The organism is Escherichia sp. B1147 (genome assembly GCF_001660175.1).
GTDB lineage: Bacteria > Pseudomonadota > Gammaproteobacteria > Enterobacterales > Enterobacteriaceae > Escherichia > Escherichia whittamii.
In genome coordinates, this window is sequence record NZ_LFHY01000013.1 from 58,461 (window position 1) to 81,767 (window position 23,307).

The following is a 23,307-nucleotide window of genomic DNA, read 5'->3' on the forward strand; positions in this document are numbered from 1 at the left end:
TGATGTAGATGGTCATACGTCAGCCCCTTGTGCATATCGTCTGCCACGCGCAGCAGGTGCATTTGATGCTGTGCAAATCTGTCTGGCTTCATCCTGGTCACATGCAACAAAGTGTCCGTTACAGAACCGCTGGTAAACCGTACCAAGCGAGCCAAAACGGTTTTTCGTCACGATGATTTCAGCAAATGGCGCGGCGCTACTGTTCTCGTCATATACCGCTTCCCGATAGAGCATGATGATTGAGTCTGCGTCCTGTTCAATGCTTCCTGAATCACGCAAATCTGCGTTTGTCGGGCGTTTGTTTGGTCGCTTCTCAACATCGCGCGAAAGCTGGCTCAGGGAGATAACAGGCGTTTTCAGGTCTTTCGCCATCGCCTTCAGGCCTCCGGAGATGTGAGCAATTGCAAGGTCGTTGCGATCTGCTTTCGGCTTCTCAATCAGGCCAAGATAATCCACCATGATGAGTGACAGGTTTGGATTTTCCTGTTTGTGCCGTTCTGCGATTGAGCGTATTTCTTCGACCGATAACCGCGAGGCATCGACTACCCATACATCCAAATCTGCAAGCTGACTCATGCCATTAGCAACGCGCGCCCAGCCTTCGTCATCCATCGAAGCAGGATTTCGCAGCACGCTAACCGACATCCTCCCGGCGTTGGCAATGCTTCGCTCTGCAATCTGCAATGCGCTCATTTCCATCGAGAAAATCAACACTCCGCGCCGGACGTCAGAACCAGGAATAACGCGGCTTGCAACGCCTTCGGCAATCTTCAGCGCCAGTTCGGTTTTCCCCATACCAGGACGAGCAGCGATTATCACAAGGTCTTCTGCGTTCATCCCTCCGGTGATGGCATCAAGTTCTTCGATTCCGGTCTTCAGGGTATCTGACTCTTCTCCGTTCCTCAGACGCCTGTCAAGCGTGTCAGTGTAGTCAGTGATGATTTCCCCTAACCGTACCGGTTTAACCTCGTCACGGGGCTTTCTGATGGCTGAGAGACGCTTTACAAGCTCATCCATCGCCTGACTCGATGCGTCGATGGTTCCGCTCTGAATTGGTTCACGCATTTCATCCATGATTTCCAGCACCAGACGGCGGTGATAGTTATCCGCGACCATTCCGGCATATCCCTTCAGGTTTGCGGCACTCGGGCAGTTTTTGCTGGTCATCAGGATTGACGTGAAATGCTCCTCTCCGCACTCCTCGGCAACCATCAGCGCGTCGATTAAGTTTCTGTTTCGCGCCTGCTTACGGATAACCTCGAAGGCTTTCCGGTAGAGCGGAATTGAAAACGCTTCCGGCTCCAGCGTTGCCAGAACGTCGCTGGCGGTTGGTGTTAATCCACCAATCAGCAGGCCACCGATAACGCTCGCTTCGATATCCTGTCTCATGCAATCCCCCTGTCTGCAAACTTCCCTTCCCGAACTCCCGTTAACGAGTCTTCCCTCAGCAGGTAATCAAAATCGGCCGTCCAGCCCGTGTCGTTGTCTCCGAAGTAAAACGGCTTGGCCTGATGCACAAACGCCCTGACATACGCTCTGAAACCGTCTACGTTTGGCGTTTTCAGTTGCGGGATGATTTTCTTCAGGCGGCGTTTGCGTTTCTCGTTGACCGCAACAGCGTGCGGCAGTCTGTCACCGACTTCGGTGTTGTAGGCGTTCAGGAAGGATTCGTAGTCGATTCGTTCTGCCTTGCGACGTTCAGGTTTAACCTGCCCATCGCCGCCCCCGTTAGGGGGTAAGGGGGTATTTGTATTTATTGTCTTTTGTATATTGTCTTTTGTGTTTAGCTGACTTGGCTTATACCCATTAGCCGACTTGGCTAATGTTTTATTAGCTGTTTTAGCTAATGTTAAGCTGTCCTGGCTAATCCACTGAGAAACCACCTTGTTCACTCCGATTTTCACGCCATCAGCAATGAGGAATTTACGCTCAATAAGCTGGCGCTTGGCAGCGCAAACATGAGTGTGATGAATACCTGTCATGGCTGCTATCTGCGTGTTTGTGAGTCGATCCATCGGCTTATTGAATCCGTATGTCTTGCGCATGATAGCGAGCATCACCTTCAACTGCCGGACGGTTAAATCAGCCATCAGCAGACTGTCGGTAATCTCGTTAGCAACGCGCATGAAACCATCTTCGGTATCTGCCACGCGATGCTCCACGACCTCCAGTTGAGGCCTGTAATCAGCTAACTTAACGACGCCCATGTTTCACTCCTGCTTTGGCTAGTCTGTAAACACCAACAAGGCGCTCTGCGAACGCCCTGTTATTTGCTGCGGCTACCACTAATCCCTCAGGTGAATCAGGGTGTCGAATCTCTTCTTTTTCCTGGTATTTCTTACGACGTTTTGTCATAATTACTCCTGTGGATTGATCCAGTCTTTCTACATCAGGCCTCGAAGAATTCGCCGTTCTTCGGGGCTTTTTCTTTTGTCAGGTAATCGGCAAGCCGCTTAGTCAATTCAGCCATTTCATCGTCTTCGATTCCGTATTCCAGAACAGCCAGCATCATGCTTACCTGCGAGAAGAAACCATTCTTCCATCGGCTTACCTGATATTCAGGAACCCCCATTGCTCGAGCGAATGTCTTCTGCCCCATCAGTGCCAGTTTGTTCAGCAAGGCTGACTCGATGCGAGCCGCTTTCTTGCTTTTAGTTGCAATAGTACCCATAGATAATTTCCTTAATGATTAGATAGAGTTGGCTTCGCAAAGAAACGCAAAACCATAGAGATTTGTTTCTGGTAATGCCCTTTTTCAGGGCGGGGATGTGTAAGAGCGTTAATAACTTAAGCGACCATTAATTCAGGCCAGATGCTTTCCCAATCAACCGGATGAAGGTCTTTGCGAGTCACTTCACCATTGCTGAACTTCTCAATCAGAACACAAAGTGCTGCGCCCAATTCATGATTACGGCTAAGTGCTTTCCTCAAATAGCCGATAGAAGTTCCGCACTTGGTGGCAAATTCTCTCTGCTCTTCCAGTGAAAGGGAGTTCAGATACAAGCGGAGTTCTTCCATTTGCTATCTCCTTCCCGTTGTTGAATAAGGTGAGTTTACCTGTAGGTAAAAAGCAAATCAATACCCATAGGTTATTTACCGACAGGTAATCAAAGATAGAATTAAATCATGGATAAATACGAACAAAGACGACTAAGGCTGATAGAGATAAGAGACCGATTCTGTAATGGAAAGGCCTCAGAGTTGGCTCGTCGAATAGAAAGGGAACCATCATACGTTTCCAGAATGCTGTATCCGGAAGGAAAAAGCGGAAAAAAACGCATTGCTGACGATATGATGGAACTAATTGAAAAATCTTTTAATCTCCCACGCGGATGGATGGACATGCTTGTAGATGGTAAAGCTGGAGCTACAGACCATCTTGAGTTTGCGGGTAACGTTCGTGCGGGTTTTGTTCCGGTAATTGGTGAAGCCGTTTTGGGAGTTGATGGCTCAGTGGATATGATTGAATTCAGATCCGGTTGGTTAAGCATCTACAGCGGCGATAAAGATGCTTACGGTCTGAAGGTTAAGGGTGACAGCATGTGGCCAAGGATTCAGTCAGGAGAATATGTTGTTATTGAACCAAATACGCCAGTACATCCAGGTGATGAAGTCTTTGTAAGGACCAAAGACGGTCACAACATGATAAAGATCATGAACAAAACAAGAGACGGTGATTATCAGTTTAGTAGCATAAACAGTGATCACCGCCCAATCACTCTTCCTGTTGAAGAAGTTGATAAAATGCATTTTGTTTCAGCTATTGTGAAACACACCAGGTACGTAGACCAGGACGATCTGCCAAAAGTTTGAGGATAAAGCAGCAAATGTTTATACCCGGCATAGTAGTCGCTGTTGTAATCATCTGCTTCATATGGGCAAAGTTATCTCCTGTAAGCTCTAAGCATACAGCTGAACTCATGAGGAAGAAGCATCTTATACATGAGGCAGAATCGATAATTAAAAAGTTCAAAGGCATGTCATACGACGACATGTCATCAGAGCAGATTGCTATGTATAAATGCGCCATTGAGCGCCTTGACTACTTAAACGGACTCAAACCCAAACACACCCCAGTAGAATCAAAATTGCCGCAATGGCCAAGCAATCCAAATAGCTTCTGACATCTCCTTTCAGCCCGCAAAGCGGGCTTTTTTATATCAATCCAAAAAATTAATTACCTGAAAATTCAAGCAGGTAAACTCTCACATCAATTTTATTTACCTACAGGTATAGGCAGCGGTTTTACCTGTAGGTATATTTTAAGCCATCAGCAGGACGCACTAACCACCATGAAGGTGATGCTCTTAAAAATTAAGCCCTGAAGAAGGGCAGCATTCAAAGCAGAAGGCTTTGGTGTGTGTGATACGAAACGAAGCATTGGCCGGAAGTGCGAATCCGGATTAGCTGCCAATGTGCCATTGCGGGGTGTTTTCGTTCAGGACTACGACTCCCACACACAACCAAAGCTAACTGACAGGAGAATCCAGATGGATGCACAAACACGCCGCCGCGAACGTCGCGCAGAGAAACAGGCTCAATGGAAAGCAGCAAATCCCCTGTTGGTTGGGGTAAGCGCAAAACCAGTTAACCGCCCTATTCTCTCGCTGAATCGCAAACCGAAATCACGAGTAGAAAGCGCACTGAATCCGATAGACCTTACAGTGCTGGCTGAATACCACGAACAGATTGAAAGCAACCTGCAACGTATTGAACGCAAGAATCAGCGCACATGGTACAGCAAGCCACGCAGTGAAATGGGTGTGACTTGTGTTGGTCGCCAGAAAATGAAATTAGGCAGCAAACCACTTATTTGAGGTGATATATGGAAGAAGAATTTGAAGAGTTCGAAGAGCATCCTCAGGATGTGATGGAACAGTACCAGGACTATCCGTATGACTACGACTATTGATAAAAATCAATGGTGTGGACAATTCAAACGATGCAATGGATGCAAGCTGCAATCGGAATGCATGGTTAAGCCTGAAGAAATGTTTCCTGTAATGGAAGATGGGAAATATGTCGATAAATGGGCAATACGAACGACGGCAATGATTGCCAGAGAACTTGGTAAACAGAACAACAAGGCTGCCTGATGGTGGCCTTTATTTTTTAAGGATCTATATGAAAATTAAAACTATGGCAGCAAGCCCATTAAGCGGTCGTATTTTTCAAGGAACATTAAACACTGAAAAAGGAATGTGGGTAGGAAAGAAAGAAGATGTCACCGAACAAGCGATTAAGGCAGTAACTGAACACCTGATGATAAAAGACCGGAAATATGCATACGAAACGAATGATGGCAAATTGGTGATAATAATGCATCAACTGGTTGATGAATTACCAGAAGAGTTTATTGCTGATTAAAATTATTTTGGCATAAACAACAGAATAAACACTGCACTGTGTATTCATTCCAACGAGTGAATACACGGAGCAATGTCGCTCGTAACTAAACAGGAGCCGACTTGTTCTGATTATTGGAAATCTTCTTTGCCCTCCAGTGTGAGGGCGATTTTTTTGACGGAGAAATTATGAAAATTACAGATATTCTGGTTAATCCAGATAATTACGACCAATTCAATATCTCTACTAAATCGGTTGATTTGGGATGCGCAACTGTCAGCGCATGGCTACTTAATGGTAAACAGTTGGATAAATGCCTTGATGCACATATGACGGTTAACAGCTTCCTTGCAGAAAAGACACACTGGCAAGATGCTGGAGGGAAATATGCTGAATGGCTTGAAAGCATGGGATTTGAATATCAATCTGATGAAGGTTGGTGGAGCATTATAGCTGTAACGCCTGAGACAATAGAATGCTTCGTTAAATACTCCAACGACGATGACTATAAACACCAGATAGATTCTGCGATAGAAAGATATAAAAGAAAATCATTCAACCACGAAATATCATCAGTTCTTGATTTCATAGAAGTTTTCAAATAAGCCGCCAAGCGCGGCTTTACCGCATACCAATAACGCTTCACTCGAGGCGTTTTCGTTATGCAATCAAACAGAAGGAGTTACCCATGATGCACTTTCAGCTCGCGGGTAGCGGCGTCATGTCCGCTTTCTACCCGCACGAATCTGAATTATCACGCCGAGTTAAACAATTAATCAGAGCAGCAAAGAAACAACTGGAGGCGTTATGCGCAATGAAATAGCCATTAATCACCAGATGCTTCGTGCTGCACAGAACAAAGCAGTAATAGCCCGATTTATTGGTGATTCAAAAATGTGGCTTGAAGCAAATAAAGCGATGAAATCAGCTATCAACCTTCCATGGTATCGCAGGAAATGAGTTTTACAGATAACTGGTCAGACGAAGAATTCATTCGTCAGATGAAAGAATTAATCGGTAACGAAGGAGATATTCATGTCACTTGCAACCACAGTGAAGGAGAGCAAGTTACAGAGACGCATGTACACGCAGAAAGCTCTCTGGTATCGCCATAATGGCGACCGCGAAGGAATGCTGGTATGCCTTAATTTGTCCCGAGTCGAAGTATTAAATCAGCGTTATTTCCTTGGGCCGTGTCCATTCTGAGGTGAATTATGGATTTGAACAAATTCGATGAGCCATTCAGCCCTGAAGATATCGAATGGCGAATACAGCAAAGCGGTAAAACACGCGATGGCAAGGTGTGGGCTATGGTGCTGGCTTATGTCACGAACCGGGCAATCATGAAACGCCTGGACGATGTTTGCGGCAAAGCAGGATGGCGCAATGAATACCGCGATATTCCCAACAACGGCGGAGTTGAATGCGGCATATCAATCAAGATTGATTCCGAATGGGTAACCAAATGGGATGCTGCTGAAAACACGCAGGTAGAAGCCGTCAAAGGTGGTCGTTCAGGTGCAATGAAGCGTGCTGCCGTTCAGTGGGGAATCGGTCGGTATCTGTATAACCTTGAGGAAGGTTTCGCACAAACATCTCTCGATAAAAAGCAGGGGTGGCACAGGGCAAAACTGAAGGATGGAACAGGATTTTACTGGCTCCCTCCATCGCTGCCGGGATGGGCAATCCCAGCATCAGATAACAAACCATCACCAGAAAATACCAACCAGAAATCTCTATCGGTTGACTGCGAACGAATCCTGAAAGACTTCAGCGATTATGCTTCGACAGAAACTGACAAGAAAAAACTCATCGAACGTTATCAGCATGACTGGCAATTAATGGCTGGCAATGAGGATGCGCAGGCTAAATGCGTTCAGGTAATGAACATCAGAGTTAACGAACTAAAACAGGCGGCATAAATGGCAAGCAGAGGCGTAAATAAGGTGATCATTATTGGTCGCCTTGGGCATGATCCAGAAATCAGATATTCACCATCAGGAACGGCATTTGCAAACCTTACCGTTGCTACGTCAGAACAATGGCGTGATAAGCAAACTGGAGAGCAAAAGGAGCAGACGGAGTGGCACCGTGTGGTAATGAACGGGAAACTGGCAGAAATTGCCAGCGAATATCTGCGAAAAGGCTCTGAGGTTTATCTTGAAGGCAAATTGCGGACAAGAAAATGGCAGGATCAAAGCGGACAGGATCGGTTCACTACCGAAGTCATCGTGGGCGTTGGTGGAACCATGCAAATGCTTGGTGGCAAGCAAGGAGGCAATGAACAGTCTTCACCTCAGCGAAATAACGGTCAGCAACAAAGACAGCAACCTCAGCAGCAAGGGAATCACAGCGAACCACCTATGGATTTTGACGACGATATCCCCTTTGCACCAGTAACTCTCCCCTTCCCTCGTCACGCTATTCACGCAATTTAAGGACTTACATGAATCACTTAATGGTTGACCTTGAAACAATGGGCAACGGGCCATACGCGCCAGTTATTTCTATTGGGGCGGTATTCTTTGACCCGAATACCGGAGAAACAGGAGAAGAGTTCTCGGTAAATATCTCGCTTGAGTCATCAATGCGATATCGGGCACGTCCTGACGCTTCAACGATTTTATGGTGGATGGAACAGAGTGAAGAAGCCAGAAAATCGCTAACCAGCAACACTCAAGAGCTTTCAACGGCTCTTTCATGGTTATCTGAATTCATCATAAAGAACGCCAACCACAAACTCGTTCAGGTTTGGGGGAATGGAGCATCATTTGACTGCGTTATTCTCCGCAACAGTTATTCGCTGACAGGGCAGCCAGTTCCGTGGCAGTGGTGGAATGACCGCGACGTAAGAACAATCGTCGAACTTGGGAAGGTAATAGGATTCGACCCTAAGCGAGATATGCCATTCAAAGGAACTCGCCACAACGCGCTTGATGATGCCATTCACCAAGCCAAATACGTTTCAGCGATCTGGAAAAAGTTAGCTAAATAATCAACAGGAGAAAACCATGCCAGCGCCTCTATATGGTGCGGACGACGCGCGCCGCTGTTCCGGCAATTCCGTATTGGAGGTGCTGGATAAATTCAGAAAAAACTACGACCTGATAATGTCGCTACCGCAGGAAACGAAAGAGGAAAAGGAATTTCGCCATTGTATATGGCTTGCAGAGAAAGAAGAACGCGAGCGAATTTACCAGACATCAATCCGACCATTCCGCAAAGCCACATATACCCACTTCCCTGAAATTGACCCGCGCCTGCGTAATTACCGCTCACGCTATGGTGCTATCAGTAATGACTGAGGAATTTACCATGAGAGGACTTGCATACAATCCCGGCATTCTTCCGGCAGAAATGATTATTCGCCAACGCGTAAAGCCAATGCCATCGAGAGAGGAATTACTTAAGCGAGAGAGTTTCGGTTCTGTTAATGACAACAAATATCTGAATGCGATGCAATCAATTGGATGTCGCTGCCAGAACCGCTGCAGGAGGTGAGTCAATGAGCTGGCCTGAAGCATTCGCAACGGTAGGAATTGCAATGGCGGTAGCACTGGTTGTGTTTTCGATTTGCCGCTGGGGTGATAAGTAGAATAGCGCGGGGCATCGTGCGCCACGCTCATTTGATTATTTATTGGGGATAATATCCTGAAGTGTGACGTTCATTTCTTTGTCTGTATCTGTATCTGTATTTTTGAGGTGATATGTAATGTCGCCATTTTTAATAATGTGCAACACAAGCCATTCTCCATTTTTTTCACGTAAGTGAACAATACTGTTTTCTGATATGCCATACACTGTCATTTCTATGCCTTTTGTGTTGTGTGAACAATGAGTATAGCTGGGAATGAGACAAATGAATAGTGAGATAAAAAGCAACAGCTTATTTCTGTTGAGTTGCATAACGGCATCTGGCTTGAATTTCACCACCATCTTAGATTATTATTACCGCCCCCTATACTTAACTGTAATAATAACTATCTGATAAACCTGATAGTTATTATTTAATATTTAGTGTGATAGGAGACTGTATGGTTAAAGATAAAAAAGCTGAAGAACTTGAAAATAAAGGGCTTTGGCGCAGAGCTGCGGCTCGCTGGCAAGATGTGCTGATGGATTATCGTCAGGAGACTCAGACAGACCAGCGGATGTATATCCAGAGGCAAATTCAACGTTGCATTAAATCGGCTACATTAAAAAATGTAAGTTCAAGAGAAGTCGCGACCTCAAGAGCATTACGCAATGCAGCAATACGCGTAGAGAAAGAAATGGGAATACATCGCAATCGCAAGGTTGCACATGATGAACTATATACCTATCGGGAAAGGTAAATTAAATAATGTGATAGCGTTAAGAAAATTTTTATAAATTGTTTATATGTGACGGGTTAATCGGGGTATTACAGACATTCTTGATAAGACAATAAATATTTAAAAAAATCATTGACATAGCCTATCAAAAATATGCATGTTTTATTTCTACATCGTAATAGTGTACAGGTATATGAATTCGCCCATGCTGATGGAGCTTACCGTGGTGGCTACACCTTGCAGCCAAAAGTGAATAAGATATGAGGATTCGCCTCATTAATAACACCGACAAGCACCCGGGGAATTATTTGAATTGCTCATTAGCAGAGTGTGGAGTTTCCGTATGGGATGAGTTCGATGTGATGCATAAAACTGTTTACGGCTATGTCGCAATACATAACGGAGAAGAGTTATTTATTCGTCGGTCAGAATGCGCGGGATTGATATAAACGAAGCATCCGCACTTCGGCGATAAACCGGTAAAGGTATTCGCGATAAAGGTAAATATCGGCAATAAATAACAATCCTCGCACTCGCGGGGATTTCTTTTATCTGAACTCGCTACGGCGGGTTTTGTTTTATGGAGACAAGAAATGTCAGATTTGGCTATGAAGATTTTGAAATGGCAAACGACTGGCGATGTCGGCATCAGTAGCGCAACTCTTGCCTCAATCGCATGTGGACTGAAAAAGAATATCTATGGTCATCACTTCGGCGCTCCACATGACGCAGCCGATTTCCGACGATGCGTTGCACTTGTTGAGCAGATTCCAGAAATCAGAGATTCATTCGACAAGGTTGCAAAGCGCGTTCCGGCATTCAAAGGCATCCTCAACGAATGGGATTCCCTCGTTGCTCTGTTGAAGTCTGAAATGAAGATACACGGAAACAAAGCACCAGAGACTTACAGAAGAATCAGAGAACTACGCAAGGACTAACTATGGAATCATACAGCCTCACACTCGATGAGGCCTGACAGTTTCTCAAGATCGCCAGATCTACCGCAACCGACAATAACCGCCACTGAACGGTTTATTTCTTTATGGAGAAACCATACAAATGACAATCAATATTCAGCCGATTCTAATAAACCGCGAGCGTGTTCAGGAGATGCTTGGTGGTATCTCCAGAACTACTTTTTACCGGAAGCGTAAACAGTGGGAGCAATCAGGGACACCATTCCCTCGGGAAGTGGAAGAAATCCACCCACCGAAAGGCGGCGCCCTCTTTCGCTACAAGGAAGTTATTCAGTTTTGCAAAGATAAAGGATTGATTTCCGAACACTCTTGAATTTTCTTAGCCCATAATTCTGCTGCGTCCTGCTGCTCGGGGATGTAGTCATACTGGTCATAAACAGCCAGCATCCCCGTGAGCTTATGCCCGAGAATTTTCTCCGAAACATGAGGTGCTACTCCAAGTTCAGCCATTTTTGTTTTGCACGTTCTGCGCAGATCGTGCAATGACCAGTGCTCGCCCCCCATAACATCTTCTACCTGTTCTGCAATAGAAATTAGGGTGCTGGCAGACATTGGGCGATTTTCCTGTAACTTAGCCGGAGGAAATACGATTGACAGATCAGGGTATAGATCAAATACCTGCTGCAAATAATCTGCTGCGAGTTTTGAAATACCGCGAACAAATCGCTTACGCGTTTTTGAGTTCTCTTTCGGTATAGTCCATTCTCTAGACTTCAGATCAAAATCAGTCTTCTTAGCCAACCGCAATTCAACACCACGACAACCAGTTAACGCAACAATTCGAATAAACATTTTGTTTTGCCACGACATTTTCGTTTTGTCGATGGCATTCCAGAATGCGCCTATCTCAACATCGTTAAGAAAACGTTCGCCATTATTAGGTCTACTGCCGATATCATTAATCTCAAGAAGCATCAGTGCATTTGATGTTATGCGTTTTCTGCGTAACGCATAGCGGATCACTTGCTTCATCTTCACCAGTACATTTCCCGCCTGTACGGGTGACCCACCTTTTGTTATGCGAATGAATATTTGCTCCCACTCTACAGGACTCATTTCATCTGCAATCAGCTTACCGTAATTGTCGGTGATGTGAAGTTTCAGCATCCGCTTCCAGTATTCGTACTTCACCATCTCTTTTACTGAAGGAGTATCAAACCACTCGTCAACTAGGGTACTGATGCTTGGGGAACTTGATGCAATATCTTTGGCTTTCTTCCTTTGCATGGCTGGGTCTTTACCCTTCTCCAACCACCCTTTACACTCCTCCAATGCATCGCGAGCTTCCTTAAGCGACATCTTCCCGTACGTTCCGAGCTTTAACCTGGCGGGTTTTCCATTGAAACGATAGCGGTATTGAAAGGTGATAAGTCCCTTCGGGCTGATCCTGACAGAAAGTCCGCCTCCGTCAGCTATCTCCTCAGGTCCCTCATATGCTTTTCCGGATATACGTCGCAGCTTTGTATCGTTGAGTGCCATCCTAATACCTGTTCGTCATCGTCAAAATTGGTACACAATTTGGTACACAAATTTTACGACACGAGAACGATTGAGATGAACTAATTTGAAACAGATAAATCCAGAAAATCAAGGTGTGGCGCGGGATGTATGAAACAGGCAGAAACAAGAGTGAATGCAATGAAATCTCTGATGTTACTTACACGAAAGATCACATACAAAGATTCATATGAAATTTATCAAAAAGGTTTGGGCTGATTCCCGCTTCACTCTGCGAAATATGTCACAGCATGCTGATTGGCGATGCCAGACCTACACCCACTTTCTGATAATACCGCTTGGCGGTTTACACGGTAATTGTTATCGGGCAAAGCGACAATCATCATGTTCGATATGATATAAATCAATACAGGCAACACCTGACCCTTTTGTTACACTCGATTATTGAAGACTGGAAATCCCCTGGAAAAACGCATGCCGACAAAACGTTTCAACAAAAAACACTGGAAGATGGTGGTGGTCCTGCTGTCTATATGTGGCGCGATGCTGTTGCTACGCTGGGCAGCGATGATTTGGGGCTGAATGGTGAGACGCTATCAACAAACAAATGCAGCCAGACCGCATAACACGGCCCGGCACATAATTACATCCTGTAGCCCAACGATAACGTTGTGCGGCGATCGGTGTGTTCCGGCGCAGACTCAGGTGGTTCAGAGTTCCATGTGACGTTGTAGGCCACCTTCAGACCGAAATGTTCATTGATGGCAACATTTAATGCACTTTCCGAGTTTAACGTCGTGTCTTCCGCACCAAAAACGGATACCCCCTGGGTAAATTTAGCGTTGTCGGTCAACTGCCACGCATAAGCCCCGGAGGCATACCCCAGCGGTTGGGTTTCACTGGCATTGTCGGTATATTTGTCGTAACGCACACCTGGACCGAATTCAAAGCGGAAACTGTGTACCGGACCATTCAAAAACTGGCGACCATAACCCGCAGTCAATACATCTCGTTCACGATAACCGTTATAACGGTCTGTCAGCCAACTTGCCTGTCCAAACAGATAGTCATAGTCAGTTAAGTTAAAACGGCTACGCCCGCCCGCCGCATATTTTTCCGAAGAACGCTCATCATTAGAAGAAGTATTGCTGGCATTCCCCCACAGCGACCAGGCTGTGGTATGCCCATACCAGGTCATGGTGGTATCAGCCGTTAGTGAGGAACTTTTCGTGTTGCCTGATTGTGCAAGGTAACCTGCATTCAGATTACCTTCGAAAGGTTTTTTTGCGCTGGCAGGATCGTCCATGACAGTAAAAACGGAATCATCGGCAGTTGCATTCAGAGACGCAAACATACCCCCCGCCAACATAACGATGGCAGGAACTGTCTTCAAAAGCTTCATTTATTAAAAGTCCGAACAACAAAAAAAGAGACCATCGCGGTCCCGGAAACTTTCTTGAGGATCAAAGAGTAGCGTCCCTGGAAAGGTAACAAATTATAAAAAGGAGTGAAAAACTTAGCAATGACTTCTTATTTCATTTTTTGAATAAGCGCGTTGCGAAAACAGATATTTATTTATATATCTTTACCTTGTTAATTTTATATAAATATCCAATAAATCATATTGTTAATTTCTTCACTTTCCGCTGATTCAGTGCCAGACTGAAATCAGCCTATAGGAGGAAATGATGGTACGTATCTATACGTTGACACTTGCGCCCTCTCTCGATAGCGCAACAATTACCCCGCAAATTTACCCCGAAGGAAAACTGCGCTGTACTGCCCCCGTGTTTGAACCTGGTGGCGGCGGTATTAATGTCGCTCGCGCCATTGCTCATTTGGGCGGTAGCGCGACGGCTATATTCCCGGCCGGCGGCGCGACCGGCGAACATCTCGTCTCTCTGCTGGCCGATGAAAATGTCCCTGTCGCCACTGTCGAAGCGAAAGACTGGACCCGCCAGAATCTGCATGTCCATGTGGATTCCAGCGGTGAGCAATATCGCTTTGTCATGCCCGGCGCAGCTTTAAGCGAAGATGAATTTCGTCAACTTGAAGAACAAGTTCTGGAAATCGAGTCAGGGGCTATTCTGGTTATTAGTGGAAGCCTGCCACCAGGCGTGAAACTGGAAAAGTTAACGCAGCTTATTTCTGCTGCGCAAAAACAAGGGATTCGCTGCATCGTCGACAGCTCCGGCGAAGCGTTAAGTGCAGCACTGGCGATTGGTAATATCGAGTTAGTTAAACCTAACCAAAAAGAACTCAGCGCACTGGTAGGTCGCGAACTCACTCAACCTGATGATGTGCGTAAAGCCGCGCAGGAAATCGTTAATAGTGGTAAGGCCAAACGGGTCGTCGTTTCCCTTGGTCCACAAGGAGCGTTGGGGGTAGATAGCGAAAACTACATTCAGGTTGTGCCACCGCCGCTAAAAAGCCAAAGTACCGTCGGAGCTGGCGACAGCATGGTAGGGGCAATGACGCTGAAGCTGGCAGAGAATGCCTCTCTTGATGAAATGGTTCGTTTTGGCGTAGCTGCGGGGAGTGCCGCCACCCTCAATCAGGGAACACGCCTGTGCTCTCATGACGATACACAAAAAATTTACGCTTACCTTTCCCGCTAATTGAGACATTCCCCCATCGGTTGGGGGAATCACCACAAACCTGTCGGCAACGCGTTTCTGCGACTATGCTAAAAAATCACGTGATAACAAAGAGGTGAATTATGGCTGGTGGCGATCTTGTCCGTTATGTCATTACCGTCATGTTGCATGAAGATACATTAACTGAAATTAATGAGTTAAATAACGTTCTGACACGCGATGGCTTTTCACTGACCATGACCGACGATGATGGGAATATCCATGAACTAGGGACGAATACCTTTGGACTTATCAGTACGCAAAACGAAGATGAAATAAGAGAACTCGTTGCCGGCCTCGCCCAGAGCGCTACAGGCAAAGACCCCGAGATAATGATCACCACCTGGGAGGAATGGAATAGCAACAAATAAAGAGTTTTTGAGCAATAATCAGTCTGTGGTGTGCGTTAGCTCGTGTTTTTACACCTTATTCTTGCGCTAACCTTATGATCTGGCGGACAACATGGGAGAGACATCATGTGGCAGGTAATCAGTCGTCTTTTGAGCGAGCAGTTAGGTGAAGGCGAAATCGAACTGCGTAATGAACTGCCTGGCGGGGAAATTCATGCCGCATGGCATTTGCGCTATGCAGGACGTGACTTTTTCGTCAAATGTGATGAAAGAGAATTGCTTCCCGGTTTTACCGCCGAAGCCGACCAACTGGAGTTATTGTCTCGCAGTAAAACCGTCACCGTACCCAGAGTTTGGGCAGTTGGCGCTGACCGTGACTACAGTTTTCTGGTGATGGATTATCTCCCTCCACGGCCGTTGGATGCACATAATGCCTTTATTTTAGGGCAGCAAATTGCGCATCTACATCAATGGAGCGACCAGCCACAATTTGGCCTCGATTTCGACAACGCCCTTTCTACTACTCCTCAACCCAATACCTGGCAACGTCGCTGGTCAACGTTTTTTGCTGAACAGCGGATTGGCTGGCAACTGGAGCTGGCAGCAGAAAAAGGGATCGCCTTCGGCAATATTGACGCCATCGTCGAGCATATCCAGCAGCGCCTGGCCTCACACCAGCCGCAACCATCACTGTTACACGGCGATCTATGGTCCGGGAATTGTGCGTTAGGTCCGAATGGTCCGTATATTTTCGACCCTGCTTGTTACTGGGGCGACAGAGAGTGCGATCTGGCGATGTTGCCGCTACATACCGAACAGCCTCCGCAAATCTATGATGGTTATCAATCAGTTTCACCGTTACCGACCGGTTTCCTCGAACGCCAACCGATTTACCAGCTATACACTTTGCTAAACCGTGCAAGGTTGTTTGGCGGGCAACATATGGTTATTGCTCAACAATCATTGGATAGAGTGTTAGCTGCATGACGGGAGTCGATGATAATGGCCGCACCGCGCGGCCTTTGTATTAAATGAAACCGAGCAGAGAAAAGAACACGTACCCCGCAGCAATACAAATTACCGGCAGGATATACAGTGAAAAAAACTGCGTGAAGATAGTATGGCGTGGAACGACTACGCGCGACTCGATCTGTTCACGCGTTAACCCCTCTTCCCCTTTAGCCTTCTCCAGAATGAGTTGATCTTCAACGCCTTCGCGCAAGAAGCGCGCCTGACGACTCATGCGTGCTCCAGAGTCTTGCAACGCCAGCCCGATAAAAATCAGAATGAAAATCACCCAGAACATAACGTTCACACCACCATTAAAATTGGGCGTCGGTGAGTTATACCAGAACAGATTCAAAAAAGGCGTATTCGCCTGCATCATATCAATCATGACATGGGCAAAGTCGAGCATTACCGCATTAATGCCTTCCTGGGTTTCTTGCCGGGTATTCATAAACTTCAGCAAGGAAATCAACGTGGAAACAAGTGTTGGTATAAAAATCACCCAACCGGAAATCCTTTTCAAAATAGCAATGCGTCCAGCTTGTTGATACGTCATGAGTTCTCCTTGATTAAGACGCGTCGATTCACTTAGTTTACCTGTAGATATCTGTTTTCGCCCATTCTTTAAAGGCGATATGATAGGCGCTCAATCATAAGCACTGCTTAATACCTTACACATAATGCTCTAAAGGAGAGGTTGTAATGTCAACCCCACGACAGATTCTTGCTGCAATTTTTGATATGGATGGATTACTTATCGACTCCGAACCATTATGGGATCGGGCCGAACTGGATGTGATGGCAAGCCTGGGGGTGGACATCTCCCGTCGTCATGAGCTACCGGACACCTTAGGTTTACGCATCGATATGGTGGTTGATCTGTGGTATGCCCGGCAACCGTGGAATGGCCCGAGTCGTCAGGAAGTGGTAGACCGGGTGATTGCCCGCGCCATTTCGCTGGTTGAAGAGACGCGTCCATTACTGCCTGGCGTGCGTGAAGCCGTTGCTTTATGTAAAGCGCAGGGCTTACTGGTTGGTCTGGCTTCAGCGTCACCGCTGCATATGCTTGAAAAAGTGCTGGCCATGTTTGACCTACGTGACAGTTTCGATGCCCTCGCCTCCGCCGAAAAATTGCCTTACAGCAAGCCGCATCCGCAGGTTTATCTCGACTGCGCTGCAAAACTGGGCGTTGACCCAATCGCCTGCGTAGCGCTGGAAGACTCTGTTAATGGCATGATTGCCTCAAAAGCAGCACGAATGCGCTCCATCGTCGTTCCAGCACCGGAAGCGCAAAATGATCCCCGTTTTGTGTTGGCGAATGTAAAACTTTCATCTTTAACCGAACTTACTGCGAAAGAGCTCCTCGGTTAAAAAAAAGGGGCGTGGTGACACTGCCCCTGGTTGCTTATCTGAAATTACGTTCAACTGACGATTTTATCATCATAATGTGATGAAGAGTTACACCGTCACCACTTCCGCGCACTGTATAAAAAACCTATACTGTACGTATCGACAGTTTAGTGAGTTTTATCATGACGGCGGAAGGTCACCTCCTCTTTTCTATTGCTTGTGCGGTGTTTGCTAAAAATGCCGAACTTACGCCCGTGCTGGCACAGGGTGACTGGTGGCATATTGTCCCTTCCGCAATATTAACTTGTCTGTTACCGGACATCGACCACCCAAAATCGTTTCTTGGGCAGCGATTAAAGTGGATATCAAAACCCATTGCCCGCGCTTTTGGTCACCGTGGCTTTACCCACAGTCTGCTGGCGGTGTTCGCTCTACTGGCGACCTTTTATCTGAAAGTCCCGGAAAGCTGGTTTATTCCGGCTGATGCTTTGCAAGGTATGGTTCTCGGTTATTTGAGTCATATTCTTGCTGATATGCTGACCCCCGCAGGCGTTCCCCTACTCTGGCCGTGCCGATGGCGTTTCCGTCTGCCAATTCTGGTTCCACAAAAAGGCAACCAGTTAGAACGTTTTCTCTGCATGGCGTTGTTTGTCTGGTCAGTGTGGATGCCCCATTCACTGCCCGAAAACAGTGCCGTGCGTTGGTCATCGCAAATGATTAATACCTTGCAGATCGAGTTTCATCGCCTTATTAAGCATCAGGTTGAATACTAAAAAAACAAAAATTGCTTTTATGGAATAAGCCATTCCATTTGAATATAAGAGCCAGCTCACAGTTCTGTTAATCTTGCGTCAACACTATGGCTACTGCGTAGCGATAGAAATAATAAGATCAGGAGAACGGGGATGAACTTTCCATTAATTGCGAACATCATAGTGTTCGTTGTGCTGCTGTTTGCGCTGGCCCAAACCCGCCACAAACAGTGGAGTCTGGCCAAAAAAGTGCTGGTAGGTCTGGTGATGGGTGTGGTTTTTGGCCTTGCCCTGCATACCATTTATGGTTCCGACAGCCAGGTACTTAAAGATTCTGTGCAGTGGTTTAACATTGTCGGTAACGGCTACGTTCAGTTACTGCAAATGATCGTCATGCCACTGGTATTTGCCTCCATTTTAAGTGCGGTTGCCCGCCTGCATAACGCGTCTCAACTAGGCAAAATCAGTTTTCTGACTATTGGTACGCTACTGTTTACCACGCTGATTGCGGCGCTGGTCGGTGTGCTGGTCACTAATCTGTTTGGTCTGACCGCTGAGGGTCTGGTTCAGGGTGGCGCTGAAACTGCGCGTCTGAACGCTATCGAAAGCAACTATGTCGGTAAAGTCTCTGACCTGAGCGTTCCGCAGCTTGTCTTGTCCTTTATCCCGAAAAACCCGTTTGCCGATCTGACCGGTGCCAATCCGACGTCAATTATCAGCGTGGTAATTTTTGCGGCTTTCCTTGGCGTTGCAGCACTGAAACTGCTGAAAGATGATGCGCCGAAAGGTGAACGCGTCTTAACCGCTATCGATACGCTGCAAAGCTGGGTGATGAAACTGGTTCGCCTGGTCATGCAACTGACGCCATACGGTGTTCTGGCACTGATGACCAAAGTCGTTGCTGGTTCCAACCTGCAGGACATCATTAAACTGGGTAGCTTTGTTGTCGCATCCTACCTGGGTCTTATCATTATGTTTGCAGTGCATGGCATTCTGCTGGGCATTAATGGTGTAAGCCCGCTGAAATACTTCCGTAAAGTATGGCCAGTGCTGACGTTTGCCTTCACCAGTCGCTCCAGCGCTGCGTCTATTCCGCTGAATGTAGAAGCACAAACGCGTCGTCTGGGTGTTCCTGAGTCCATCGCCAGTTTCGCCGCCTCTTTCGGTGCGACCATTGGTCAGAACGGCTGTGCCGGGCTGTATCCGGCAATGCTAGCAGTGATGGTTGCACCTACGGTTGGCATTAACCCACTGGACCCAATGTGGATTGCGACACTTGTTGGTATCGTTACTGTGAGTTCAGCAGGCGTTGCAGGCGTTGGTGGCGGTGCAACATTCGCCGCACTGATTGTACTCCCGGCAATGGGCTTGCCGGTAACGCTGGTGGCATTGTTAATTTCCGTAGAACCCCTTATCGATATGGGCCGTACGGCACTGAACGTCAGTGGTTCTATGACCGCAGGTACGCTGACCAGCCAGTGGCTGAAGCAGACCGATAAATCCATTCTGGATAGCGAAGATGACGCCGAACTGGCTCACCGTTAACCCTGCCTTATGACGCAAAACGCCTGTCATCCCGACAGGCGTTTTTTTTACTCTTCGACCTCATTCTCTTGTCGAATCTGATTCGCCCAACGCTGGGCGGACTCCGGCACACTAAACGCTGGTGAGCGCAAGAATGATTCCGCCACCAGGACAAACGCCACATATTTGCCACGTAGTATCCAGACATCACGAAACGAATCCATTTTAATCGCGTGCTCTGGCGGTGCAGGTTCCGTGCGCGGGACATAGCTAATAATCGGGCGGTTTTGCTGACGTAGCGGTTTCTTCATTACTGGCTTCACTAAACGCATATTAAAAATCATAAAAACTGTAGTTTAGCCGATTTAACCCACGTCCGTCCTGCTTCGCGTACATCTTCAAATACTTTCGCCAGCTCCACTTCCGGAGCGAGATCCCCCTGCTGGTCTATAGTTAGATGGTTTTTTGACCAAAAAAACGCCCCTTTCAGCAATGAATTAAGGAGACGAGTTCAATGTCGCAACATAACGAAAAGACCCCACATCAGCACCAGTCCCCCCTGCACGATTCGAACGAAGCGAAACCAGGAATGGACTCACTGGCACCTGAGGACGGCTCTCATCGTCCAGCGGCTGAACCGACCCCACCAGGTACGCAACCTACCGCACCAGGCAGTCTGAAAGCTCCTGATACGCGTAACGAAAAACTCAATTCCCTGGAAGATGCACGTAAAGGTAGTGAAAATTATGCGCTGACCACCAATCAGGGCGTGCGCATCGCTGACGATCAAAACTCACTGCGTGCCGGTAGCCGTGGTCCAACGCTGTTGGAAGATTTTATTCTGCGCGAGAAGATCACGCACTTTGACCATGAGCGTATCCCGGAACGTATTGTTCATGCGCGAGGATCTGCGGCTCATGGTTATTTCCAGCCGTATAAAAACTTAAGTGATATAACCAAAGCCGATTTCCTGTCTGACCCGAGCAAAATTACCCCGGTGTTTGTCCGTTTCTCGACCGTTCAGGGGGGCGCTGGCTCGGCAGATACCGTGCGTGATATTCGCGGTTTTGCCACCAAATTCTATACCGAAGAGGGTATTTTTGACCTTGTCGGCAACAATACGCCGATCTTCTTTATTCAGGATGCGCATAAATTCCCCGATTTTGTTCATGCGGTAAAACCGGAACCGCACTGGGCGATCCCACAGGGAGGTAGCGCCCACGACACATTCTGGGATTATGTTTCCCTGCAACCGGAAACGCTGCATAACGTGATATGGGCGATGTCGGATCGCGGGATCCCTCGCAGCTACCGTACGATGGAAGGTTTCGGCATCCACACTTTCCGCCTGATTAACACCGAAGGGAAAGCAACGTTTGTGCGTTTCCACTGGAAACCGCTGGCAGGCAAAGCCTCGTTGGTATGGGATGAAGCGCAGAAACTCACCGGACGTGACCCGGACTTCCACCGCCGCGAGATGTGGGAAGCCATTGAGGCAGGCGATTTCCCGGAGTACGAACTGGGCTTCCAGTTAATCCCGGAAGAGGACGAATTCAGGTTCGATTTCGACCTTCTCGATCCAACCAAACTTATTCCGGAAGAACTGGTGCCAGTACAGCGCGTCGGCAAAATGGTGCTTAACCGCAACCCGGACAACTTCTTTGCCGAAAACGAACAGGTGGCTTTCCATCCAGGGCATATTGTCCCCGGTCTGGATTTCACTAACGACCCGCTATTGCAGGGGCGTTTGTTCTCTTATACCGATACACAAATCAGTCGTCTTGGTGGGCCGAATTTCCATGAAATTCCGATTAACCGCCCGACCTGCCCTTACCATAATTTCCAGCGTGACGGCATGCACCGCATGGGAATCGACACAAATCCGGCAAACTACGAACCGAACTCGATCAACGACAACTGGCCGCGCGAAACACCGCCGGGGCCGAAACGCGGTGGATTTGAATCATACCAGGAGCGCGTAGAAGGCAACAAAGTCCGCGAGCGCAGCCCATCGTTTGGCGAATATTATTCCCATCCGCGTCTGTTCTGGCTGAGTCAGACGCCATTTGAACAACGCCACATCATCGACGCTTTCAGCTTTGAATTGAGTAAAGTTGCTCGTCCGTATATTCGTGAACGCGTCGTTGATCAGTTAGCGCATATCGATCTTAACCTGGCGCAGGCGGTAGCAAAAAATCTCGGTATCGAACTGACTGACGACCAGCTGAATATTACGCCGCCACCGGACGTAAACAGGCTGAAGAAAGATCCGGCGTTAAGCCTGTATGCCATTCCTGACGGTAATGTGAAAGGCCGTGTGGTAGCGATTTTGCTTAATGATGAAGTGAGATCGGCAGACCTGTTGGTCATTCTCAAGGCGCTGAAAGCCAAAGGCGTTCATGCCAAACTGCTTTATTCACGGATGGGCGAAGTGACCGCCGATGACGGCACGGTGTTGCCAATAGCCGCTACCTTTGCCGGAGCGCCTTCGCTGACGGTGGATGCGGTCATTGTCCCTTGCGGCAATATCGCCGATATCGCAGACAACGGCGATGCAAACTATTACCTGATGGAAGCCTACAAGCACCTTAAACCGATTGCGCTGGCGGGCGATGCACGCAAGTTCAAAGCGACAATTAAGGTAGATGACAAGGGTGAAGAAGGGATTGTAGAAGCCGACAGCGCAGACGGCAGTTTTATGGATGAACTGTTAACGCTAATGGCAGCGCACCGCGTGTGGTCACGTATGTCTAAGATTGACAAAATTCCGGCGTAAATATGAATAAAGTCACTCCCCCCCAGGGAGTGACTTTACCAACATCCTTACACATCCAGATAACTACCCAACCGATAACCACGCTCGGCAATGGCATACTTCAACGACGCCGACGTTAACACATCCAGTTCCGCTAACCGTGGGAAACAGTAAGCACTCTGGCGAATTGTATTATCGACAAACGCCGGATGGCACATCACTTCCAGCGAGCGTTCACCGCGATGACTGGAATCATCCAACACTTGCAGGAACAGTGATTCACTGATCTCTTCACCATAGAATGCACTGCTGAAGCCCTGAGAACTGCGCAGATTTGCGGGTAAATCACCGTCGTTAAATACTGGCTGGCGATCAATACGCAACGCAATCCCCTCTTCAGCCGCAAACTTCGCCACAATCGGGAAAATCTGCGGGAACATATGCACATGATGATGGCTATCAAGATGTGTTGGTTTGCGGCCAAACAATTCAATGAATCGCAGATACTGGCGGGCGAGTTCCTGGGAAATCTCTTCCAGTGGTAAGGCATCTTCTTCTGCCAGCTGCCAGATCCATTTCCCCAGGACGCCTTGCCGGGTCAGCCCCGGCATCGCAGTCAGCGGCTTGCCCAGTGTAAGGACAAAGTGCATCCCAACAGCCAGACTCGGCTCATCACGACTTAACCGCACCGCATGGTCGATAGCTTCCCCATTCACCAGCGCCGTCGTTGACGTGACAATACCGTTACGACAGGCCTCGATAATGCCGTAGTTCTGGCCTTTACTTAAGCCAAAGTCATCGGCATTAACAATCAGTAAGCGTTCCATAATCAGCCTCA

General features: G+C 47.4%; 35 protein-coding genes and 1 pseudogene. 25 read left to right on the forward strand and 11 right to left on the reverse strand.

The annotated features are described in order from the left end of the window. Positions 1 to 12: 12 nt before the first annotated feature. The 5 genes from A9180_RS12985 to A9180_RS13000 all read right to left on the reverse strand — a co-directional run bounded on the left by A9180_RS12985 (position 13) and on the right by A9180_RS13000 (position 3,018). Positions 13 to 1,389, reverse strand: coding sequence for a replicative DNA helicase (locus A9180_RS12985; RefSeq protein WP_064529144.1), 1,377 nt, complete (start codon positions 1,387 to 1,389; stop codon positions 13 to 15). Beyond that, positions 1,386 to 2,207 carry a replication protein gene (locus tag A9180_RS12990; RefSeq protein ID WP_001608293.1) on the reverse strand — a complete coding sequence of 274 codons (822 nt, stop codon included), beginning with the start codon at positions 2,205 to 2,207 and terminating at the stop codon, positions 1,386 to 1,388. The genes A9180_RS12985 and A9180_RS12990 overlap by 4 nt, the downstream gene beginning before the upstream one ends. Beyond that, positions 2,194 to 2,355 (reverse strand): hypothetical protein, encoded by a 162-nt coding sequence (locus A9180_RS24530; RefSeq protein ID WP_000166961.1) that lies wholly within the window; start codon positions 2,353 to 2,355, stop codon positions 2,194 to 2,196. The genes A9180_RS12990 and A9180_RS24530 overlap by 14 nt, the downstream gene beginning before the upstream one ends. A gap of 34 nt (positions 2,356 to 2,389) precedes the next feature. Then, a complete protein-coding gene (locus A9180_RS12995) occupies positions 2,390 to 2,671 on the reverse strand; it encodes a CII family transcriptional regulator (protein WP_000536662.1) in 282 nt (93 codons plus the stop codon). 116 nt (positions 2,672 to 2,787) lie between these two features. After that, positions 2,788 to 3,018 carry a transcriptional regulator gene (locus A9180_RS13000; protein WP_064529145.1) on the reverse strand — a complete coding sequence of 77 codons (231 nt, stop codon included), beginning with the start codon at positions 3,016 to 3,018 and terminating at the stop codon, positions 2,788 to 2,790. A 108-nt stretch (positions 3,019 to 3,126) separates the two neighbouring features. On the opposite strand from A9180_RS13000, the gene A9180_RS13005 reads away from it, so the two are divergent. The 13 genes from A9180_RS13005 (at position 3,127) to A9180_RS13075 (ending at position 8,847) form a co-directional block, all read left to right on the forward strand. Further along, positions 3,127 to 3,813: a S24 family peptidase gene (locus A9180_RS13005; RefSeq protein WP_061357740.1), complete on the forward strand. Its 687-nt coding sequence runs from the start codon at positions 3,127 to 3,129 to the stop codon at positions 3,811 to 3,813. Between the two features lie 677 nt (positions 3,814 to 4,490). Then, entirely contained in the window at positions 4,491 to 4,817 is a 327-nt protein-coding gene (locus A9180_RS13020) for an antitermination protein N (protein ID WP_000340008.1), read from the forward strand. 78 nt (positions 4,818 to 4,895) lie between these two features. Next, positions 4,896 to 5,096: an antirestriction Ral family protein gene (locus A9180_RS13025; RefSeq protein ID WP_000213975.1), complete on the forward strand. Its 201-nt coding sequence runs from the start codon at positions 4,896 to 4,898 to the stop codon at positions 5,094 to 5,096. 28 nt (positions 5,097 to 5,124) lie between these two features. Continuing rightward, a complete protein-coding gene (locus A9180_RS13030; RefSeq protein WP_064529146.1) occupies positions 5,125 to 5,367 on the forward strand; it encodes a hypothetical protein in 243 nt (80 codons plus the stop codon). 167 nt (positions 5,368 to 5,534) lie between these two features. Continuing rightward, on the forward strand, positions 5,535 to 5,951 hold the full coding sequence (locus A9180_RS13035) for a hypothetical protein (protein ID WP_064529359.1): 417 nt from the start codon (positions 5,535 to 5,537) through the stop codon (positions 5,949 to 5,951). An 83-nt stretch (positions 5,952 to 6,034) separates the two neighbouring features. Further along, positions 6,035 to 6,169, forward strand: coding sequence for a hypothetical protein (locus tag A9180_RS24260; RefSeq protein WP_000972063.1), 135 nt, complete (start codon positions 6,035 to 6,037; stop codon positions 6,167 to 6,169). Beyond that, positions 6,154 to 6,306, forward strand: coding sequence for a host cell division inhibitory peptide Kil (kil, locus tag A9180_RS13040; RefSeq protein WP_001243355.1), 153 nt, complete (start codon positions 6,154 to 6,156; stop codon positions 6,304 to 6,306). The genes A9180_RS24260 and kil overlap by 16 nt, the downstream gene beginning before the upstream one ends. A gap of 75 nt (positions 6,307 to 6,381) precedes the next feature. Next, a complete protein-coding gene (locus A9180_RS24535) occupies positions 6,382 to 6,552 on the forward strand; it encodes a hypothetical protein (RefSeq protein ID WP_170171918.1) in 171 nt (56 codons plus the stop codon). Positions 6,553 to 6,560: 8 nt separating this feature from the next. Then, positions 6,561 to 7,268 carry a Rad52/Rad22 family DNA repair protein gene (locus A9180_RS13055; protein ID WP_064529148.1) on the forward strand — a complete coding sequence of 236 codons (708 nt, stop codon included), beginning with the start codon at positions 6,561 to 6,563 and terminating at the stop codon, positions 7,266 to 7,268. Beyond that, positions 7,269 to 7,784 carry a single-stranded DNA-binding protein gene (gene ssb, locus A9180_RS13060; RefSeq protein ID WP_064529149.1) on the forward strand — a complete coding sequence of 172 codons (516 nt, stop codon included), beginning with the start codon at positions 7,269 to 7,271 and terminating at the stop codon, positions 7,782 to 7,784. An 8-nt stretch (positions 7,785 to 7,792) separates the two neighbouring features. Next, entirely contained in the window at positions 7,793 to 8,341 is a 549-nt protein-coding gene (locus A9180_RS13065) for a 3'-5' exonuclease (RefSeq protein ID WP_016248935.1), read from the forward strand. A 16-nt stretch (positions 8,342 to 8,357) separates the two neighbouring features. Then, positions 8,358 to 8,651, forward strand: a complete 294-nt coding sequence (locus A9180_RS13070) for a phage anti-RecBCD protein (RefSeq protein ID WP_064529150.1) — start codon at positions 8,358 to 8,360, stop codon at positions 8,649 to 8,651. 10 nt (positions 8,652 to 8,661) lie between these two features. Continuing rightward, the gene (locus A9180_RS13075) at positions 8,662 to 8,847 is read left to right on the forward strand and encodes a DUF2737 family protein (protein WP_064529151.1); all 186 of its coding nucleotides are present in this window, start codon (positions 8,662 to 8,664) and stop codon (positions 8,845 to 8,847) included. Positions 8,848 to 8,976: 129 nt separating this feature from the next. Here A9180_RS13075 and A9180_RS24270 read toward each other — a convergent pair whose 3' ends face one another. Beyond that, positions 8,977 to 9,252: a hypothetical protein gene (locus tag A9180_RS24270; RefSeq protein WP_149025977.1), complete on the reverse strand. Its 276-nt coding sequence runs from the start codon at positions 9,250 to 9,252 to the stop codon at positions 8,977 to 8,979. 128 nt (positions 9,253 to 9,380) lie between these two features. On the opposite strand from A9180_RS24270, the gene A9180_RS13080 reads away from it, so the two are divergent. The 4 genes and pseudogenes from A9180_RS13080 (at position 9,381) to A9180_RS23125 (ending at position 10,949) form a co-directional block, all read left to right on the forward strand. After that, positions 9,381 to 9,680 carry a PerC family transcriptional regulator gene (locus A9180_RS13080; protein WP_021560271.1) on the forward strand — a complete coding sequence of 100 codons (300 nt, stop codon included), beginning with the start codon at positions 9,381 to 9,383 and terminating at the stop codon, positions 9,678 to 9,680. Between the two features lie 434 nt (positions 9,681 to 10,114). After that, positions 10,115 to 10,180, forward strand: a pseudogene (locus tag A9180_RS24770) (hypothetical protein); the annotation flags it as partial. A gap of 72 nt (positions 10,181 to 10,252) precedes the next feature. After that, on the forward strand, positions 10,253 to 10,597 hold the full coding sequence (locus tag A9180_RS24275) for a hypothetical protein (protein ID WP_001608296.1): 345 nt from the start codon (positions 10,253 to 10,255) through the stop codon (positions 10,595 to 10,597). Positions 10,598 to 10,718: 121 nt separating this feature from the next. Beyond that, complete coding sequence (locus A9180_RS23125; RefSeq protein ID WP_001354056.1) at positions 10,719 to 10,949, forward strand: hypothetical protein; 231 nt, start codon at positions 10,719 to 10,721, stop codon at positions 10,947 to 10,949. Here the strand turns inward: A9180_RS23125 and A9180_RS13090 are convergent. Beyond that, positions 10,907 to 12,115, reverse strand: coding sequence for a tyrosine-type recombinase/integrase (locus tag A9180_RS13090; RefSeq protein WP_001196928.1), 1,209 nt, complete (start codon positions 12,113 to 12,115; stop codon positions 10,907 to 10,909). The two genes, A9180_RS23125 and A9180_RS13090, sit on opposite strands and share 43 nt — an antisense overlap. 453 nt (positions 12,116 to 12,568) lie before the next feature. On the opposite strand from A9180_RS13090, the gene yniD reads away from it, so the two are divergent. After that, positions 12,569 to 12,676 (forward strand): small membrane protein YniD, encoded by a 108-nt coding sequence (yniD, locus tag A9180_RS13095; protein ID WP_064529152.1) that lies wholly within the window; start codon positions 12,569 to 12,571, stop codon positions 12,674 to 12,676. A 61-nt stretch (positions 12,677 to 12,737) separates the two neighbouring features. Here yniD and A9180_RS13100 read toward each other — a convergent pair whose 3' ends face one another. Beyond that, the gene (locus A9180_RS13100) at positions 12,738 to 13,496 is read right to left on the reverse strand and encodes a YdiY family protein (RefSeq protein ID WP_064529153.1); all 759 of its coding nucleotides are present in this window, start codon (positions 13,494 to 13,496) and stop codon (positions 12,738 to 12,740) included. A gap of 286 nt (positions 13,497 to 13,782) precedes the next feature. On the opposite strand from A9180_RS13100, the gene pfkB reads away from it, so the two are divergent. The 3 genes from pfkB to A9180_RS13115 all read left to right on the forward strand — a co-directional run bounded on the left by pfkB (position 13,783) and on the right by A9180_RS13115 (position 16,067). Next, entirely contained in the window at positions 13,783 to 14,712 is a 930-nt protein-coding gene (pfkB, locus tag A9180_RS13105; RefSeq protein WP_064529154.1) for a 6-phosphofructokinase II, read from the forward strand. Between the two features lie 101 nt (positions 14,713 to 14,813). After that, positions 14,814 to 15,101 carry a type V toxin-antitoxin system endoribonuclease antitoxin GhoS gene (gene ghoS, locus A9180_RS13110; protein ID WP_064529155.1) on the forward strand — a complete coding sequence of 96 codons (288 nt, stop codon included), beginning with the start codon at positions 14,814 to 14,816 and terminating at the stop codon, positions 15,099 to 15,101. A gap of 105 nt (positions 15,102 to 15,206) precedes the next feature. After that, a complete protein-coding gene (locus tag A9180_RS13115; RefSeq protein WP_064529156.1) occupies positions 15,207 to 16,067 on the forward strand; it encodes a fructosamine kinase family protein in 861 nt (286 codons plus the stop codon). 40 nt (positions 16,068 to 16,107) lie between these two features. Here the strand turns inward: A9180_RS13115 and A9180_RS13120 are convergent, their stop codons facing one another. Further along, positions 16,108 to 16,644 carry a YniB family protein gene (locus tag A9180_RS13120; protein ID WP_064529157.1) on the reverse strand — a complete coding sequence of 179 codons (537 nt, stop codon included), beginning with the start codon at positions 16,642 to 16,644 and terminating at the stop codon, positions 16,108 to 16,110. Positions 16,645 to 16,790: 146 nt separating this feature from the next. Here A9180_RS13120 and hxpB point away from each other — a divergent pair, with 146 nt between their 5' ends. The 3 genes from hxpB to tcyP all read left to right on the forward strand — a co-directional run bounded on the left by hxpB (position 16,791) and on the right by tcyP (position 19,735). Beyond that, positions 16,791 to 17,459 (forward strand): hexitol phosphatase HxpB, encoded by a 669-nt coding sequence (gene hxpB / locus A9180_RS13125; protein WP_064529158.1) that lies wholly within the window; start codon positions 16,791 to 16,793, stop codon positions 17,457 to 17,459. Between the two features lie 161 nt (positions 17,460 to 17,620). Continuing rightward, positions 17,621 to 18,211, forward strand: a complete 591-nt coding sequence (locus A9180_RS13130; RefSeq protein WP_064529159.1) for a metal-dependent hydrolase — start codon at positions 17,621 to 17,623, stop codon at positions 18,209 to 18,211. 132 nt (positions 18,212 to 18,343) lie between these two features. After that, positions 18,344 to 19,735 (forward strand): cystine/sulfocysteine:cation symporter, encoded by a 1,392-nt coding sequence (gene tcyP / locus A9180_RS13135; RefSeq protein WP_064529160.1) that lies wholly within the window; start codon positions 18,344 to 18,346, stop codon positions 19,733 to 19,735. A gap of 47 nt (positions 19,736 to 19,782) precedes the next feature. Here the strand turns inward: tcyP and cedA are convergent, their stop codons facing one another. Further along, positions 19,783 to 20,046 (reverse strand): cell division activator CedA, encoded by a 264-nt coding sequence (gene cedA / locus A9180_RS13140; RefSeq protein ID WP_074399577.1) that lies wholly within the window; start codon positions 20,044 to 20,046, stop codon positions 19,783 to 19,785. A gap of 182 nt (positions 20,047 to 20,228) precedes the next feature. On the opposite strand from cedA, the gene katE reads away from it, so the two are divergent. Beyond that, positions 20,229 to 22,490: a catalase HPII gene (gene katE, locus A9180_RS13145; protein ID WP_064529161.1), complete on the forward strand. Its 2,262-nt coding sequence runs from the start codon at positions 20,229 to 20,231 to the stop codon at positions 22,488 to 22,490. A 47-nt stretch (positions 22,491 to 22,537) separates the two neighbouring features. On the opposite strand, the gene chbG is transcribed toward katE, so the two are convergent. Further along, complete coding sequence (chbG, locus tag A9180_RS13150; RefSeq protein WP_064529162.1) at positions 22,538 to 23,296, reverse strand: chitin disaccharide deacetylase; 759 nt, start codon at positions 23,294 to 23,296, stop codon at positions 22,538 to 22,540. Positions 23,297 to 23,307: the final 11 nt, after the last annotated feature.

What these genes read in the sequence shown, in the direction of transcription:
- A9180_RS13030 (WP_064529146.1), top strand. Translation starts at nt 5,125, where the DNA reads ATGAAAATTAAAACTATGGCAGCAAGCCCATTAAGCGGTCGTATTTTT.
- cedA (WP_074399577.1), bottom strand. Translation starts at nt 20,046, where the DNA reads ATGCGTTTAGTGAAGCCAGTAATGAAGAAACCGCTACGTCAGCAAAAC.
- A9180_RS13075 (WP_064529151.1), top strand. Translation starts at nt 8,662, where the DNA reads ATGAGAGGACTTGCATACAATCCCGGCATTCTTCCGGCAGAAATGATT.
- tcyP (WP_064529160.1), top strand. Translation starts at nt 18,344, where the DNA reads ATGAACTTTCCATTAATTGCGAACATCATAGTGTTCGTTGTGCTGCTG.
- A9180_RS13035 (WP_064529359.1), top strand. Translation starts at nt 5,535, where the DNA reads ATGAAAATTACAGATATTCTGGTTAATCCAGATAATTACGACCAATTC.
- A9180_RS13025 (WP_000213975.1), top strand. Translation starts at nt 4,896, where the DNA reads ATGACTACGACTATTGATAAAAATCAATGGTGTGGACAATTCAAACGA.
- hxpB (WP_064529158.1), top strand. Translation starts at nt 16,791, where the DNA reads ATGTCAACCCCACGACAGATTCTTGCTGCAATTTTTGATATGGATGGA.
- katE (WP_064529161.1), top strand. Translation starts at nt 20,229, where the DNA reads ATGTCGCAACATAACGAAAAGACCCCACATCAGCACCAGTCCCCCCTG.
- kil (WP_001243355.1), top strand. Translation starts at nt 6,154, where the DNA reads ATGCGCAATGAAATAGCCATTAATCACCAGATGCTTCGTGCTGCACAG.
- A9180_RS23125 (WP_001354056.1), top strand. Translation starts at nt 10,719, where the DNA reads ATGACAATCAATATTCAGCCGATTCTAATAAACCGCGAGCGTGTTCAG.
- A9180_RS24275 (WP_001608296.1), top strand. Translation starts at nt 10,253, where the DNA reads ATGTCAGATTTGGCTATGAAGATTTTGAAATGGCAAACGACTGGCGAT.
- A9180_RS13120 (WP_064529157.1), bottom strand. Translation starts at nt 16,644, where the DNA reads ATGACGTATCAACAAGCTGGACGCATTGCTATTTTGAAAAGGATTTCC.
- ssb (WP_064529149.1), top strand. Translation starts at nt 7,269, where the DNA reads ATGGCAAGCAGAGGCGTAAATAAGGTGATCATTATTGGTCGCCTTGGG.
- A9180_RS12990 (WP_001608293.1), bottom strand. Translation starts at nt 2,207, where the DNA reads ATGGGCGTCGTTAAGTTAGCTGATTACAGGCCTCAACTGGAGGTCGTG.
- A9180_RS24260 (WP_000972063.1), top strand. Translation starts at nt 6,035, where the DNA reads ATGATGCACTTTCAGCTCGCGGGTAGCGGCGTCATGTCCGCTTTCTAC.
- A9180_RS13115 (WP_064529156.1), top strand. Translation starts at nt 15,207, where the DNA reads ATGTGGCAGGTAATCAGTCGTCTTTTGAGCGAGCAGTTAGGTGAAGGC.
- A9180_RS12985 (WP_064529144.1), bottom strand. Translation starts at nt 1,389, where the DNA reads ATGAGACAGGATATCGAAGCGAGCGTTATCGGTGGCCTGCTGATTGGT.
- A9180_RS13000 (WP_064529145.1), bottom strand. Translation starts at nt 3,018, where the DNA reads ATGGAAGAACTCCGCTTGTATCTGAACTCCCTTTCACTGGAAGAGCAG.
- yniD (WP_064529152.1), top strand. Translation starts at nt 12,569, where the DNA reads ATGCCGACAAAACGTTTCAACAAAAAACACTGGAAGATGGTGGTGGTC.
- A9180_RS24270 (WP_149025977.1), bottom strand. Translation starts at nt 9,252, where the DNA reads ATGCAACTCAACAGAAATAAGCTGTTGCTTTTTATCTCACTATTCATT.
- ghoS (WP_064529155.1), top strand. Translation starts at nt 14,814, where the DNA reads ATGGCTGGTGGCGATCTTGTCCGTTATGTCATTACCGTCATGTTGCAT.
- A9180_RS13055 (WP_064529148.1), top strand. Translation starts at nt 6,561, where the DNA reads ATGGATTTGAACAAATTCGATGAGCCATTCAGCCCTGAAGATATCGAA.
- A9180_RS13090 (WP_001196928.1), bottom strand. Translation starts at nt 12,115, where the DNA reads ATGGCACTCAACGATACAAAGCTGCGACGTATATCCGGAAAAGCATAT.
- A9180_RS13100 (WP_064529153.1), bottom strand. Translation starts at nt 13,496, where the DNA reads ATGAAGCTTTTGAAGACAGTTCCTGCCATCGTTATGTTGGCGGGGGGT.
- A9180_RS24535 (WP_170171918.1), top strand. Translation starts at nt 6,382, where the DNA reads ATGTCACTTGCAACCACAGTGAAGGAGAGCAAGTTACAGAGACGCATG.
- chbG (WP_064529162.1), bottom strand. Translation starts at nt 23,296, where the DNA reads ATGGAACGCTTACTGATTGTTAATGCCGATGACTTTGGCTTAAGTAAA.
- pfkB (WP_064529154.1), top strand. Translation starts at nt 13,783, where the DNA reads ATGGTACGTATCTATACGTTGACACTTGCGCCCTCTCTCGATAGCGCA.
- A9180_RS13005 (WP_061357740.1), top strand. Translation starts at nt 3,127, where the DNA reads ATGGATAAATACGAACAAAGACGACTAAGGCTGATAGAGATAAGAGAC.
- A9180_RS13080 (WP_021560271.1), top strand. Translation starts at nt 9,381, where the DNA reads ATGGTTAAAGATAAAAAAGCTGAAGAACTTGAAAATAAAGGGCTTTGG.
- A9180_RS13070 (WP_064529150.1), top strand. Translation starts at nt 8,358, where the DNA reads ATGCCAGCGCCTCTATATGGTGCGGACGACGCGCGCCGCTGTTCCGGC.
- A9180_RS13020 (WP_000340008.1), top strand. Translation starts at nt 4,491, where the DNA reads ATGGATGCACAAACACGCCGCCGCGAACGTCGCGCAGAGAAACAGGCT.
- A9180_RS13065 (WP_016248935.1), top strand. Translation starts at nt 7,793, where the DNA reads ATGAATCACTTAATGGTTGACCTTGAAACAATGGGCAACGGGCCATAC.
- A9180_RS13130 (WP_064529159.1), top strand. Translation starts at nt 17,621, where the DNA reads ATGACGGCGGAAGGTCACCTCCTCTTTTCTATTGCTTGTGCGGTGTTT.
- A9180_RS24530 (WP_000166961.1), bottom strand. Translation starts at nt 2,355, where the DNA reads ATGACAAAACGTCGTAAGAAATACCAGGAAAAAGAAGAGATTCGACAC.
- A9180_RS12995 (WP_000536662.1), bottom strand. Translation starts at nt 2,671, where the DNA reads ATGGGTACTATTGCAACTAAAAGCAAGAAAGCGGCTCGCATCGAGTCA.